A 13,258-nucleotide genomic window follows, 5' to 3' on the forward strand; every position below is an offset into this window, starting at 1 on the left:
TCTAAATAAATAATGCCGCTAAACCAAGAAATGCAACAAACCCAATTACATCTGTAATTGTTGTTAAGATAACACCTCCAGCAAGAGCTGGATCTATTTTTAGTTTAGTAAGCATTAGAGGTAAAAAAGCGCCAGAAAAAGCCGCTACCACAAGATTAACAATAATTGCTAAAGCTATAATAAAACTGAGTAGAAGATCAGAAAACCAGTAAAAAGTTATTAATCCTATTACTATTGACCAAATAAATCCATTGAGTAGACTAACTGCAACTTCTTTATTTATAAGAAGGCGAATATTTGCAGCACTAACTCTTCCTGTTGCAATACCTCTAGTAACAATAATCAAGGTTTGTGTTCCAGCTATACCACCCATACTTGCAACTACAGGCATTAATATTGCTAATGCAATTTTTTGCTGTAAGGTTGCCTCAAATAAGCCAATAAAGTAAACAGCAATAAAAGCTGTAATTAAATTCACCCCAAGCCAAACACTCCGCCTTCTTGCGCTTAATAAAATTGGTGCAAAGACATCTTCATCTTCATCCAGACCAACCATTGACATTACTGAGTGTTCAGCCTGATCACGAATAACATCAACCACATCATCAATTGTAATTCTTCCAACAAGTTGATTCTTTTCATCAATAACTGGAGCTGATATTAGATTTCTTTCTTCAAATAAAAGTGCAACTTCTGTTTCATCAGTTTCTGCACTTATAGGTTTAGAGTGCTCACTATTAATTAAGTTTTGAATAGTTTGTCCAGGCTCCTCTGTAAGGATAGTAGTAATTAAAAGAGAGCCTAAATAGTTAAAGTTTCGATCTACAACAAAAACTTGGTCAGTATCAACTGGCATCTCTTTAAGTAATCTTAGATAACGAATAACTGCTCTAATTGTGACATCTGGCCTAACAGTAATGAAGTCTGTATTCATTAACCCACCTGCAGAATCTTCAGGATAACTTAGGATTTTATTAAGATGCTCTCGATGCTTAAAATCAAGAGTAAGCAATAAACTATGAACAGCTGATTCTGGGAGATTTGGAACAAGGTCTGCTAAGTCATCGGAGTCAAGTTTTTCAGTAGCCTTAACTAAATTATCAACTGTCATTTCACCAATTAATTGGGATTGAACGTCCTCATTTACCTCCTTAAGTATTTCACCCTGAATTAAAATATCAATATCAGGCCAAAGTATCGAACGGTCTTTAGGCTGAATAGCCTCTAAAAGTCTAGCAATCTCAGCTGGATGAACTTCCTTAATTTGAGTTTTAGCCTCATCATAATCTGACGCTTCAAGAGACAACATTAAGTTTTGTAGACTCACCTCAAAAGCTGTGGACTCAGTTTCAGCCATAATTCTAATCCGTTACGAATATTGCATAACAAGCTAGCGCTTGTTATGCAATAAATAGAACATATTATAATTTATCTGGGCTAAGCTCTGTGGTTATGTAGCTTTTCTTTATGTTTTATTAATTGTGAATCTAACTTATTAACTAACTGATCAATTGATACATACATATCTGTGCTCTGAGCTTTAGCAAAGAGATCTGCCCCCCTAATATGTATTGTAGCTTCTGCTTTTTGAACATCTTTTTGAACCTCCAAAATCATATTGACATTCATTACATTATCAAAATGATGTTTAATTTTGGAGAGTTTATCACTTGTATGCTCTCTTAGAGAAGAGGTAATATCAAGATGGTGACCTGACAGGTTTAGTTGCATTTTTACTCCTTAGATTAATGAAATAAAATTTTTAACTTCCATATCTATTGTGTCATAAAAAAATTTATATTATTAACTTTATTATTACTTTTTGCATAAATTACTGAAAGTTTAGATCTAAAAACTAGGATATAATTAATCTTTTAAAATTTATAAAAAAAACTAATATGTCAATGTTATTTAGTCACTTGAGACAAATTAATATCCGAAGACATTGTCTTCGTGTATTTTAATAATGGTGGCTACTTTGCCTTAATCTGGCAATCAACTTAGTTTCAAAAGCCCCATTATGGGGTTTTTTTTTACGGGAATTTTTATATGTCAAACTTAATGTCTAACTACTATCCACTAGAGGTAACCTTTTCAAAGGGGTATGGTTGTTGGTTAACAGATACTAATGGGCATGAATATTTAGATGCACTCTCAGGTATCGGTGTAGTAAACCTTGGACACTGCCACCCTGCCATTACAGATACCATTGTTGAGCAGTCTAAACAACTTCTTCATACTTCAAATGTTTATCGAATTGGAAATCAAGAAAAACTTGCAACGCGCCTTTGTAATATGGCAAATATGGATAAAGCCTTTTTTTCAAACTCTGGAGCTGAAGCTAATGAGGCAGCAATAAAAATTACAAGACTTTATGCACGCTCTAAAAAAATTCAAAATCCAATAGTTTTAACTGCAAATCAAAGCTTTCATGGAAGAACAATGACAACTATTTCTGCAACAGGTCAAAATAAAGTTCAGGAAGGTTTTGCTCCATTAATGAGTGGTTTTGTTCATGTTAACTTTGACGATATCAGAGCTATTAAAAAATTTAGTAAAAATAAAGATGTGGTAGCTGTAATGGTTGAACCTGTTCAAGGTGAAGCAGGAGTAATTATTCCTAAAAACGATTACCTTAATAAAGTCCAAGCAGTCTGCCATAAGAATGGTTGGTTATTAATCCTAGATGGAGTTCAATCATGCATGGGAAGAACTGGAAAACTTTTTGCCCATCAACATAATAATATTACTCCAGATATTTTATGTTTGGCCAAAGGTCTTGGTAATGGGGTTCCAATTGGTGCTTGTTTAGCAAAAGGAATAGCAGCAAAAATGCTTACACCTGGAACTCATGGATCAACCTTTGGTGGAAACCCTTTAGTTACTGCAGTTGCCTTAAGCGTCCTGAATATTTTTGAGAATGATTCAATCCTTGACAATGTTTTTCTAATGAGTAAGTACTTTGAGTCAGAATTTAAATCTAAGATAATGATATTAGATGTTGTAAAAGAGCTTAGAATTAAAGGCCTTATGATTGGAATTGGGCTTGATGAAAATATTATTGATTGTAGTAAACTTACTCAAAAAGCTTTAGATAATAAGTTATTAATCAATACCACTGGTAATTCTATTAGATTACTACCGCCACTGATAATAACTAAAGATGAAATTGACATATTAATTAAAAAGATTTTTAAACTTATTAATACTTAGGAAAAGTTATGACTAAAAATTTTATCAATTTTGATCAATATTCCTTAGAGACTTTACAAAGCATCATAGATCGAGCTATATCTCTAAAGAAAGAACATAATTCTGGCCTGATTAACAATACACTTGAAAATAAAACACTGGCTATGATTTTTGATAAATCATCAACAAGAACTCGTGTTTCTTTTGAAGCTGGAATGATTCAGCTTGGTGGTCAGTCCCTTTTCCTCTCTGACAGAGATATTCAACTTGGAAGAGGTGAACCTATTATGGATAGTGCAATTGTAATTAGTTCTATGGTTGATGCTGTAATGCTTAGGCTCTCATCTCATGACGATATTACAGAATTTGCCAAACATTCAAGTAAACCTGTGATTAATGCACTTTCTGATGATTCACATCCATGCCAAATTCTTGCTGATTTAATGACATATCAAGAAAAATGTGGGTCAATAAAAGGAAAAAAAATAGCATGGGTTGGTGATGGTTGTAATGTATGTCAAACTTATATGCAAGCAGCATCAATATTTGATTTTGAACTATCTATTGCAACTCCAGTAAGTTATGAGCCACAAAAATCATTTATTGAAAAATATCAAAATAATATTAGTTATTCGAATAATCCCTTAATTGCTTCAGAGGATGCTGATATTATCGTTACCGATGTCTGGACTAGTATGGGTCAAGAATCTGAGAGTAAACAGCGAGAATTAGCATTTAAAGGCTTTCAAGTAGATAAAAAAATGATGTCTAAAGCTAAAGAGGATGCTATCTTTATGCATTGCCTCCCAGCATATCGAGGAAAGGAGGTAAGTTCAGATGTTATTGATGGAAATAAGAGTTCTGTTTGGGATGAAGCAGAAAATAGACTTCATGTACAAAAAGCTTTATTACTCTTCCTTTTTGATAGTTAGTCGATTTGAGATAACTTGAGCTTTGCTTCATGATAAAACTTGACGCCTCTCTCAATTTTTTCCCTACCTTTAGAAACACGCCAATTATTTGTATCTCGCATTGAATAGACGCATCCACAGTATTCCTGTTGGTAAAAATTTTCTTTTTTAGATAGCTCGAGCATTCTAGAAGAACCACCTTTCTTTCGCCAATTAAAATCCCAATAGGGAACATGATGAAGTTGCCCAGATCTTTCCCCTGAATCATTAATTTGCCCCATATCTTTCCAGCGTGAAATTCCTAGAGTTGACGAAATAATATCAAAGTTATTTTCACAGGCATATTGTGCTGTTCTCTCAAAGCGCATATCAAAGCATGTAGAACACCGCTTGCCTCTCTCAGGCTCATTTTCTTGACCTTTTGTTTTCTCAAACCACTCATTAATATCATAATCAGCATCAATGATAGGCATGCCTAATTTTTTAGCAAACCTAACATTTTCTTCTTTTCGAATCTCATACTCTTCAAAAGGGTGAATATTTGGATTATAGAAAAAAATTGTTGTATCAATATCTGAAGCTGCTAAAGCTTCCATAATTTCACCAGCACAGGGAGCACAACATGAATGGAGCAATAATTTTTTCTCTCCATTAGGGGTTTCCAGTTTTGGTCTCTGGTAAGAGTTAAGTGAATAGTCTATTTTAGGCATTGCTTAATTTTTTTTAAAACTTCCCACGATTCACGTTTGAGTTTTGAATTTTTTAAAATATCTTTTGGGTGATGCGTTGAGAAATAAATTGGTTCATTCGAACCAAAAGATGAGTCCATGACTAAAATAACTTTTGAAGAATTGGACTTAATAAACTCATCTACCATACTTTTTTCAATAGATATAAGATCTACATTACCCAAATTCAATTCAATCGATGCAAGCATCTTAATAAGCAGATCTTGACACTCTCCAGGCTCACAAAAAGATATTTCTGATTTAAACTCTACCAATATGATATTTGATGAAGTCGAAGTCTCTTTATCTGAATAAATTTTAGAATAAAGAAAGTCAGGAATTCCTAATGCCTCAAGATAATTATTTCTAGACTGCTTCATTAAATCTGTGGATGAGCTCGTTCTTCATTTGCCATAACTTTATTCAAGGCATTTACATAAGCCTTAGCAGAAGAAGTAATAATATCAGTATCTACACCCTGTCCATTGAAAACTTTGCCTTCATGCTCCAAACGAACATTAACTTCTCCAAGAGAATCCGTACCCTGAGTAACATTTGTAACTGAATATAATTGTAGTTTTGGCTCTATATCAACTAAAGAAAGGATGGCATTAAATGTTGCATCAACAGCGCCCGAAGTCTTTGCTGAAGCGCTCTGCTCTATGTTATTTATTGAAAGAGTTACATCTGCTGTATTAACTTTTCCAGACTCAGCAGATACTTTAAGTGATTTTAAACTAATAATTTCAGTTGCCTCAGTTTGAGCCTCTGTGACAAGAGCTTGAAGATCTTCATCAAAGATATCATGCTTCTTATCAGCTAGAGTTTTAAATCTGGAGAAAGCATCATTTAGAGCATCATTAGATTCAAATTCAACACCTAACTCGCTTAATCTCGATTTAAAAGCATTCCTTCCAGAATGTTTACCAAGAACTAGTGAATTATTATTCCAACCAACGTCTTCTGCCCTCATAATTTCATAGGTTTCTCTATGCTTGAGGACACCATCCTGATGAATTCCAGCCTCATGAGCAAAAGCATTAGCTCCAACTATGGCTTTATTTGGTTGAACCACAAAACCAGTAATTGATGACACCAACCTCGATGCTGCAAGAATACCAGTTGCATCAATATTTGTGTCACAACCAAACACATCCTGTCTAGTTCTAACAGCCATAACAACCTCTTCAAGAGAAGTATTTCCAGCCCTTTCACCTAAACCGTTAATCGTACATTCTATTTGTCTTGCGCCATTTAATACAGCAGCTAATGAATTTGAAACTGCAAGACCTAAATCATTATGACAATGTGCTGAAAAAATTGCCTTATCTGAATTTGGAATTCTTTCTATTAATTCCCTCATTGTTTCACCAAATTGATACGGAATGCTATACCCAACTGTATCTGGGATATTTATTGTGGTTGCGCCAGCATTAATTGCTGCTTCAATAATTCGACATAGAAAATCAGTATCAGAGCGACCAGCATCTTCAGGACTAAACTCAATATTATCAGTAAATTTTGTTGCTCTTTTTACAGAACGAACTGCCTGAGTAACAACCTCATCAGGAGTCATCCCTAACTTCATTTTCATGTGAATATCAGAGGTTGCTATGAAGGTATGAATACGAGATGAGTTTGCATTTTTAATGGACTCTCCAGCTCGATCTATATCCTTATCAAGAGCTCTTGCCAGTGAACATATCGTTGAATCTTTTACTGCTTTTGCAACAGCTTGGACCGCCTCAAAATCACCTTGTGACGCGATTGCAAAACCAGCCTCAATAACATCAACTTTCATTTTTTCTAAACTTTTAGCAATACGAACCTTCTCATCCTTAGTCATTGAAGCACCAGGTGATTGCTCGCCATCTCTTAAAGTTGTATCAAATATAATTAATTTTTTGGACATTAGTTATTCCTGTTATTGTTACGATTTTATCTTAAGTTTTAGTGATAGACTTTCGTCTATTATGATTATTATTGCCTTACGGCAATAATCGTAACAATGCAAACAGATCGCAGTGAGGTATTGGAAGTGTTATGTTGAATAAACTATTCATAGCGCTGAATTATAATAGAACTTATGAGCTTTTAGTCTGTTTTTTCTCAATACGCTTTTTATTTAGACCCATTATTGTAATAAAAGGACCTGATAGCATATAAAGAAAAAAACCAGTAAATAAAAATATATTTGGCCTTGATAACAAAACAATAATGCCCAATATTATTGCTAGAAGGAATCTAAATGAGGCCTTTTTAGAATCAAATTCCTTAAAGCTATAATAACGAACATTACTCACCATAAGAAGAGCGCAAATAATTGTTATTCCTACTCCAATATAATAACTAAAAGCAGCAATACCATAGAAGTACTCAAAATTCCAAAATTTTAACCATATCATACTAGCAATAACACCTGCAGCTGCAGGTGAAGGAAGCCCTTGAAAATAACGTTTTTCTGAAATACCAACTTGAGTATTAAATCTTGCAAGTCTTAAAGCTGCGCATGCTAAAAAAAGAAATGCAGCGAGCCAACCAATCCTTCCTAGATCGGATAAAGACCATTCATAAACAAGAAGCGCTGGAGCCATTCCAAATGAAACGAGATCAGCGAGTGAGTCATACTCAGCTCCAAAATCACTTTGTGTATTTGTTAAACGGGCCACTCGACCATCTAGAGTATCCCACAACATTGCAACCATTATTGAAATAGCTGCTAAAGTAAAGTCACCATTAATTGAAGCGATAATCGAGTAGAAACCAGCAAACATTCCAAAAGTAGTTAGAATGCTTGGAAGAAGATAAATCCCTCTATTAGTTTTTTTTTCAGTCACAATTACAAAGAATTAAGCTGAGTCAATTTAGTATTAGTTTTTAGTTTGATCCACTAATTTGTTTTTAGCAATCCATGGCATCATAGAGCGTAAACTCTCTCCAACAGTTTCAATTTGATGTTTACGCTGATCATCTCTTCGACCTGGTAATTCACCAACATTATTGATAAATTCTTTTGCAAAGTCTCCACTTTGTATTTCACTTAAAATTTTCTTCATCTCGGCTTTTGTTTCATCAGTTACTATTCTAGGACCTCTTGTGACATCTCCATACTCAGCAGTATTTGATATTGAATAGCGCATATTTGCAATACCACCCTCATACAGTAAATCAACAATTAGCTTTAATTCATGAAGACACTCAAAATAAGCCATTTCTGGCTCATAACCAGCCTCTACAAGAGTTTCAAATCCAGCTTGAACCAGAGAAGTTGTTCCCCCACATAAAACCACTTGTTCACCAAATAAATCTGTTTCAGTCTCCTCTCTAAAGCTTGTCTCAAGAATACCAGTCCTTCCACCACCAATTGCTGATGCGTAAGAAAGAGCAATATCCTTTGCAGAGCCAGTTGCATCTTGTTGAATTGCTATTAAATCAGGTATCCCACCTCCTTTTACAAATTCTGAACGCACAGTATGTCCCGGGGCTTTTGGAGCAATCATAATTACATCAAGATCTTTTCTTGGAATAATCATATCAAAATGAATATTAAGGCCATGGGCAAACGCTAAAGCTACTCCATGCTTTAAATTCGGCTCTATATTTTTTGAATAGATATCAGCTTGGAATTCATCAGGAGCTAAGACCATCACAACATCTGCCCATGCACTTGCATCTTCAACAGACATAACTCCCAATCCAGCCTCTTTAGCTTTAATTGCAGATGATGAGCCCTCTCTGAGGCCTACAACCACATCAACACCTGAATCTTTCAAATTATTAGCATGAGCATGACCTTGAGAACCATATCCAATGATTGAAACTTTTTTACCTTGAATAATTGAAAGGTCTGCATCTTTGTCGTAATATCTATTCATTTTTTTTCCTTAATTAAATTAGTTTTTTTCCTCTTGAAATTCCAGTAACGCCTGTTCTAGAAACTTCAATAATATTTGCAGAGTCAAATGCATCTAAAAATGCATTAATCTTCTTAGTTTTTCCTGAGACTTCAATAGTATAAATTTTGTCAGTAACATCAACCACCTTGCAACCAAAAATTTCCGTTAACTCCTTCAAATCGACTCCGTCTTTTAAATTAGAAGATATTTTCACAAGCATTAACTCTCTTTCAACGTGATCTTGACTCGTCAAATCACTTACTTTAACCACTTCTATCAATTTATTTAGCTGCTTAACAATTTGCTCTAAAACCCTATCACTACCAGAAGAAACAATTGTCATTCTTGAAAGACTTGGATCATTCGTAATTGCCACTGTTAATGACTCAATATTAAAGCCTCTTTGAGTAAAGAGACCTGAAACTCTCGAAAGAGCACCTGCTTCATTTTCAAGGATAACTGAAATAATATGCCTCATAATCTATACCGCATTAAAGTCTGTATCATCTTTTGAAACCATTTCATCACGCCCTGCTAATAACATATCACAATGAGCACCACCAGCTGGAATCATTGGAAAAACATTTTCAGATGGGTCTGTCATGATATCAAGAAAAACTGTTCTATCTTTTTGTTTAAAAGCCTCTATAAGTGCGGGCTTTAAATCCTCTTCTTTTTCAACTTTTATGCCTAGATGACCATAACTTTCAGCTAACTTTACAAAATCTGGAAGTGCGTCCATATAGGACATTGCATAACGCTTTTCATAGAAGAATTCTTGCCACTGTCTAACCATTCCAAGATAGCCATTATTGAGATTAATAATTTTTACAGGTGTGGAGTATTGAAGCATAGTTGAAAGCTCTTGCAGCATCATTTGAATACTACCTTCACCAGTAACGCAAGCAACATCTCTATCAGGCATTGCCAGCTTTGCACCCATAGCAGCCGGAAGACCAAAGCCCATTGTCCCTAAGCCACCGGAATTAATCCATTGCCTTGGCTCATCAAACAAGTAATACTGTGCTGCCCACATCTGATGTTGGCCAACATCTGAAGTTACTATTGCTTTTCCATCTGTAACTTCGTATAAAGCTTCAATGACAGACTGAGGTTTTATAACCCCTGGAGATTTAGAATATGCTAATGAATCAACCTTCCTCCAATCTTTAATTTGAGACCACCACTGAGAAATATCCTCTAATTTCTTATCTTTTAGTTCTTCTATAAGTGCCTGAAGAACTTGTTTTGTTTGTCCAACAATTGGAATATCTGCTACTACATTTTTAGATATTTGAGAAGGATCAATATCAATATGAATAAATTTAGCATTTGGGCAAAACTTATCTAGATTTCCTGTAATTCTATCATCAAAGCGAGAGCCTATAGCAACCACACAATCTGAATCATGCATTGACATATTAGCCTCATAGGTACCATGCATTCCAAGCATTCCTAGAGATTGCTTATCAGTCATTGGGTATGCCCCTAAACCCATTAAAGTTTGAGTAATAGGGAAATTAATCATTTTAGTAAACTCACGTAACTCTTTTGAAGCATTTCCAATTACAACGCCTCCACCAGAATATAGTATTGGTTTTTTAGAACTAGCAATCAATTCAGCAGCTTTTCTAATTTGACGATTACTTGCCTTAGTTGTTGGTTTGTAAGAACGCATTTCAATAGAATCAGGATAATCTTGCAGCTCCATTTGAGCAATTGTAACGTCTTTTGGTATATCAATTACAACTGGACCTGGTCTACCAGTAGTAGCAATATGAAAAGCTTTTTTTACAGTTGTTGCAACCTCACTAACATCCCTTATAAGGAAATTATGTTTAACACAAGATCTTGTAATACCAGTTGCATCAACCTCTTGAAAAGCATCCATTCCAATTAATGGTGATGGAACCTGTCCTGAAATTACTACCATAGGTATAGAGTCCATATGAGCAGTTGCAATTCCTGTAACTGCATTAGTTATTCCAGGTCCAGAAGTAACTAGAACAACTCCAGGCATACCATTTGTTCTTGCGTAACCATCCGCTCCATGAGCTGCACCCTGTTCATGACGCACTAAAATATGAGTTATTTCATCCTGAGCCTCTAAAGCATCATATATATGAAGTACAGCACCTCCTGGATAACCAAAAACATGCTTTACGCCCTCTTTTTTTAAGCAATCTATAAGTATTTCAGCACCATTAAGTTTCATTGCTATTATCTGTAATTTGAAAGTTTTTGATTATACCCAAAGAATTAAACTCAAAAATGACTTCGTTAGCATCATTCACAGCTTGTAAATATTGATAGATAAGTAATACTTTGGGTAGTTAATCTTCAAATAATATTAAAAATATTAAAGTGTGTTTTGCCAGTCTTCAGAATAGTAATGAATTGGGGAATCCTTCTCTTCAAATGTCTCAATAGTGAAAGCCTTTGGTTGAGAAAGAATTGCTGATAGAAGCTGGTCATTGAGCATATGGCCTGTTTTATAACCCTCATAATGACCAATCAAATTTCCACCTAAAAGATAAAGATCTCCAACAATATCTAATATTTTATGTTTTACAAATTCATTATGGAATCGCATTCCATCCTCATTAAGAATATCATCATCAGATAGAGCTATTGCATTAACAGTGCTTGCCCCAAGTGCAAGATTTTGTTTTTGTAACATTTCAACATCCCTTTCAAAGCCAAATGTTCTTGCACGTGAAATTTCCTTTAAATAAGACTGCTCAGCAAAATCAATTGTCAATTTTTGACCACTTTCCTTAATTTTCTTATGTTCAAAATCAATTTCAAGGGTAACCATGAAGCCATTATGAGGTGAAACCTGAGCCCATGAAGCCCCATTTTCAACTCTAACAGTATCATTTATAACTATAAATCTTTTAGGAGTATCTTGCTCTTGAATTCCAGCTGACTGAACTAGAAAGATAAAAGGAGCTGATGAACCATCCATAATAGGAACCTCAAATGAATCAAGCTCCACTAAAAGATTATCAATCCCAAGAGCAGAAAGAGCTGACATTAGATGCTCAATTGTTGAAATTTTAACTCCTTGACTCTCAAGACCCGTAGATAAGACAACCTCATTAACAAAAGCGCTATGAGCATGAACCTGCCGACCACCCGCATCTAAACGCTTAAAAACAACCCCATGATCAGCCTCAGCAGGGATTAAAGTTAAATTCACCAGTTTTCCACTATGAATACCAACACCTCTCGCTTTAACCATTTTTTTAATTGTTCTTTGCTTGACCATTACTAAAAGTTTCCTATTATTTTTTCTCTAATATTATCTATAACACCTTTATTTCCCTTTGAAATAGATTTATCAGATAGATTCATATCCTTAGTGTTTAATAAAAGTCCTATTGCGCCGGCATATCTATAATCAGTCAATACAGTCTCTAAACCAGAAATCTTTGATCGTTGAATCATGCCTTTTTTAACTCTTCGAGTAAAAAAATCTCTAACAAGCTCTTCACAAGCATTAATTTCTGAACCACCGCCTGAAAGAATAAATCCTGATTTAATAATGCCATCAAGATTATGAAATTTCAACTCATTTTTAAGTAATGTAAGAATTTCCCTATAAGCCTCCTCTATAACTTCTGATAATTGAAGACAAGATAGTTGATGATCGTCATTATTAGTGGATTGTTTAAAATTAATCAAACTATCTTCTTTGAGTGTTGATGATTTTGCAACTCCATAATTTTCTTTTAGCCTTTTTGCCTCTTCAATAGAAGTATCAAATGCATATGCAATTTCTTGATTAATCTCATCACCACCCATTGGAATAATGCCACTTCGAACTATACCCTCTCCATCAAAAATAGTATAACTAGAAACTCCAGCACCAATATCAATTAGGCATACACCATTATCTTTATCGTCCTGACTTAATAGTGCATTAGATTTAGCAATAGGATTTAATACAATATCATCAACCTCTAAATTACTTTGTTTAAGACAATTTTCAATATTTCTTACACTTGCACTTGAGACTGTAACAATATGAACTTTGGATTCTAAAACCTCCGCTTCCATCTCTATTGGATCATCAACAACAAAAGTTTCATTAATAATAAATTTCTTGTTAATTGTATGAAGTTTTAGTTTATTTGTAGGAGTGGACATTGCCGTAGCAGTTTTCCTAACTAAATCATAATCATTTTTTGTAATCATCCCATCAATAGGAATCTTGCCCTTTCCATCAGTGCATGTCAGATGACTATCTGATAAATTAACCCTAAATAAACCCATATTCAAACTATAACTATTCTCTGTTTGATTAACTAGTTTTAAAAGAGTTCTTGATAAAGCTTCAATTGAATGAATTGATCCCTTTCTTACTCCTTCTGAGGAACAAATATTATGAGCAATAATTTTTTGATGGCCGCTATCTTCAACTTCAGAAACCAATAGAGCAACCTTATCGGTCCCAATATCAAGACTTGCAATAAAATTGTTACCTGCCATATGTTATCTTTAAATTTTTATACAAAAATTTTACCAA

At 34.4% G+C, this 13,258-nt stretch carries 13 protein-coding genes; 2 read left to right on the forward strand and 11 right to left on the reverse strand.

Features of this window, described 5'->3' with window-relative positions:
• Position 1 precedes the first annotated feature (1 nt).
• Entirely contained in the window at positions 2 to 1,357 is a 1,356-nt protein-coding gene (gene mgtE, locus CRN91_RS06665; RefSeq protein ID WP_114115657.1) for a magnesium transporter, read from the reverse strand.
• Between the two features lie 80 nt (positions 1,358 to 1,437).
• Complete coding sequence (gene hpf / locus CRN91_RS06670) at positions 1,438 to 1,731, reverse strand: ribosome hibernation-promoting factor, HPF/YfiA family (protein WP_114115658.1); 294 nt, start codon at positions 1,729 to 1,731, stop codon at positions 1,438 to 1,440.
• 318 nt (positions 1,732 to 2,049) lie between these two features.
• Here hpf and CRN91_RS06675 point away from each other — a divergent pair, with 318 nt between their 5' ends.
• On the forward strand, positions 2,050 to 3,213 hold the full coding sequence (locus CRN91_RS06675) for an aspartate aminotransferase family protein (RefSeq protein WP_114115659.1): 1,164 nt from the start codon (positions 2,050 to 2,052) through the stop codon (positions 3,211 to 3,213).
• Positions 3,214 to 3,221: 8 nt separating this feature from the next.
• Positions 3,222 to 4,124 carry an ornithine carbamoyltransferase gene (gene argF, locus CRN91_RS06680; RefSeq protein ID WP_114115660.1) on the forward strand — a complete coding sequence of 301 codons (903 nt, stop codon included), beginning with the start codon at positions 3,222 to 3,224 and terminating at the stop codon, positions 4,122 to 4,124.
• Here the strand turns inward: argF and CRN91_RS06685 are convergent.
• From CRN91_RS06685 to ftsA, 9 genes are all read right to left on the reverse strand, one after another.
• Complete coding sequence (locus CRN91_RS06685; protein WP_114115661.1) at positions 4,121 to 4,813, reverse strand: epoxyqueuosine reductase QueH; 693 nt, start codon at positions 4,811 to 4,813, stop codon at positions 4,121 to 4,123. The two genes, argF and CRN91_RS06685, sit on opposite strands and share 4 nt — an antisense overlap.
• The gene (locus CRN91_RS06690) at positions 4,801 to 5,211 is read right to left on the reverse strand and encodes a hypothetical protein (protein ID WP_114115662.1); all 411 of its coding nucleotides are present in this window, start codon (positions 5,209 to 5,211) and stop codon (positions 4,801 to 4,803) included. Before CRN91_RS06690 ends, CRN91_RS06685 begins: the two co-directional genes overlap by 13 nt.
• On the reverse strand, positions 5,211 to 6,743 hold the full coding sequence (locus CRN91_RS06695) for a 2-isopropylmalate synthase (protein ID WP_114115663.1): 1,533 nt from the start codon (positions 6,741 to 6,743) through the stop codon (positions 5,211 to 5,213). The genes CRN91_RS06690 and CRN91_RS06695 overlap by 1 nt, the downstream gene beginning before the upstream one ends.
• Before the next feature lie 172 nt (positions 6,744 to 6,915).
• Entirely contained in the window at positions 6,916 to 7,668 is a 753-nt protein-coding gene (gene pssA, locus CRN91_RS06700) for a CDP-diacylglycerol--serine O-phosphatidyltransferase (RefSeq protein WP_114115664.1), read from the reverse strand.
• Positions 7,669 to 7,701: 33 nt separating this feature from the next.
• Positions 7,702 to 8,706 carry a ketol-acid reductoisomerase gene (ilvC, locus tag CRN91_RS06705; protein ID WP_114115665.1) on the reverse strand — a complete coding sequence of 335 codons (1,005 nt, stop codon included), beginning with the start codon at positions 8,704 to 8,706 and terminating at the stop codon, positions 7,702 to 7,704.
• A gap of 13 nt (positions 8,707 to 8,719) precedes the next feature.
• The gene (gene ilvN / locus CRN91_RS06710) at positions 8,720 to 9,205 is read right to left on the reverse strand and encodes an acetolactate synthase small subunit (protein ID WP_114115666.1); all 486 of its coding nucleotides are present in this window, start codon (positions 9,203 to 9,205) and stop codon (positions 8,720 to 8,722) included.
• A gap of 3 nt (positions 9,206 to 9,208) precedes the next feature.
• A complete protein-coding gene (gene ilvB / locus CRN91_RS06715; protein ID WP_114115667.1) occupies positions 9,209 to 10,942 on the reverse strand; it encodes a biosynthetic-type acetolactate synthase large subunit in 1,734 nt (577 codons plus the stop codon).
• A 144-nt stretch (positions 10,943 to 11,086) separates the two neighbouring features.
• Complete coding sequence (lpxC, locus tag CRN91_RS06720) at positions 11,087 to 11,998, reverse strand: UDP-3-O-acyl-N-acetylglucosamine deacetylase (RefSeq protein WP_114115668.1); 912 nt, start codon at positions 11,996 to 11,998, stop codon at positions 11,087 to 11,089.
• Between the two features lie 2 nt (positions 11,999 to 12,000).
• On the reverse strand, positions 12,001 to 13,221 hold the full coding sequence (gene ftsA, locus CRN91_RS06725; RefSeq protein WP_114115669.1) for a cell division protein FtsA: 1,221 nt from the start codon (positions 13,219 to 13,221) through the stop codon (positions 12,001 to 12,003).
• Positions 13,222 to 13,258: the final 37 nt, after the last annotated feature.

This window comes from Candidatus Thioglobus sp. NP1, from assembly GCF_003326015.1.
Lineage (GTDB): Bacteria > Pseudomonadota > Gammaproteobacteria > PS1 > Pseudothioglobaceae > Pseudothioglobus > Pseudothioglobus singularis_A.

What these genes read in the sequence shown, in the direction of transcription:
- mgtE (WP_114115657.1), bottom strand. Translation starts at nt 1,357, where the DNA reads ATGGCTGAAACTGAGTCCACAGCTTTTGAGGTGAGTCTACAAAACTTA.
- hpf (WP_114115658.1), bottom strand. Translation starts at nt 1,731, where the DNA reads ATGCAACTAAACCTGTCAGGTCACCATCTTGATATTACCTCTTCTCTA.
- CRN91_RS06675 (WP_114115659.1), top strand. Translation starts at nt 2,050, where the DNA reads ATGTCAAACTTAATGTCTAACTACTATCCACTAGAGGTAACCTTTTCA.
- argF (WP_114115660.1), top strand. Translation starts at nt 3,222, where the DNA reads ATGACTAAAAATTTTATCAATTTTGATCAATATTCCTTAGAGACTTTA.
- CRN91_RS06685 (WP_114115661.1), bottom strand. Translation starts at nt 4,813, where the DNA reads ATGCCTAAAATAGACTATTCACTTAACTCTTACCAGAGACCAAAACTG.
- CRN91_RS06690 (WP_114115662.1), bottom strand. Translation starts at nt 5,211, where the DNA reads ATGAAGCAGTCTAGAAATAATTATCTTGAGGCATTAGGAATTCCTGAC.
- CRN91_RS06695 (WP_114115663.1), bottom strand. Translation starts at nt 6,743, where the DNA reads ATGTCCAAAAAATTAATTATATTTGATACAACTTTAAGAGATGGCGAG.
- ilvC (WP_114115665.1), bottom strand. Translation starts at nt 8,706, where the DNA reads ATGAATAGATATTACGACAAAGATGCAGACCTTTCAATTATTCAAGGT.
- ilvN (WP_114115666.1), bottom strand. Translation starts at nt 9,205, where the DNA reads ATGAGGCATATTATTTCAGTTATCCTTGAAAATGAAGCAGGTGCTCTT.
- ilvB (WP_114115667.1), bottom strand. Translation starts at nt 10,942, where the DNA reads ATGAAACTTAATGGTGCTGAAATACTTATAGATTGCTTAAAAAAAGAG.
- lpxC (WP_114115668.1), bottom strand. Translation starts at nt 11,998, where the DNA reads ATGGTCAAGCAAAGAACAATTAAAAAAATGGTTAAAGCGAGAGGTGTT.
- ftsA (WP_114115669.1), bottom strand. Translation starts at nt 13,221, where the DNA reads ATGGCAGGTAACAATTTTATTGCAAGTCTTGATATTGGGACCGATAAG.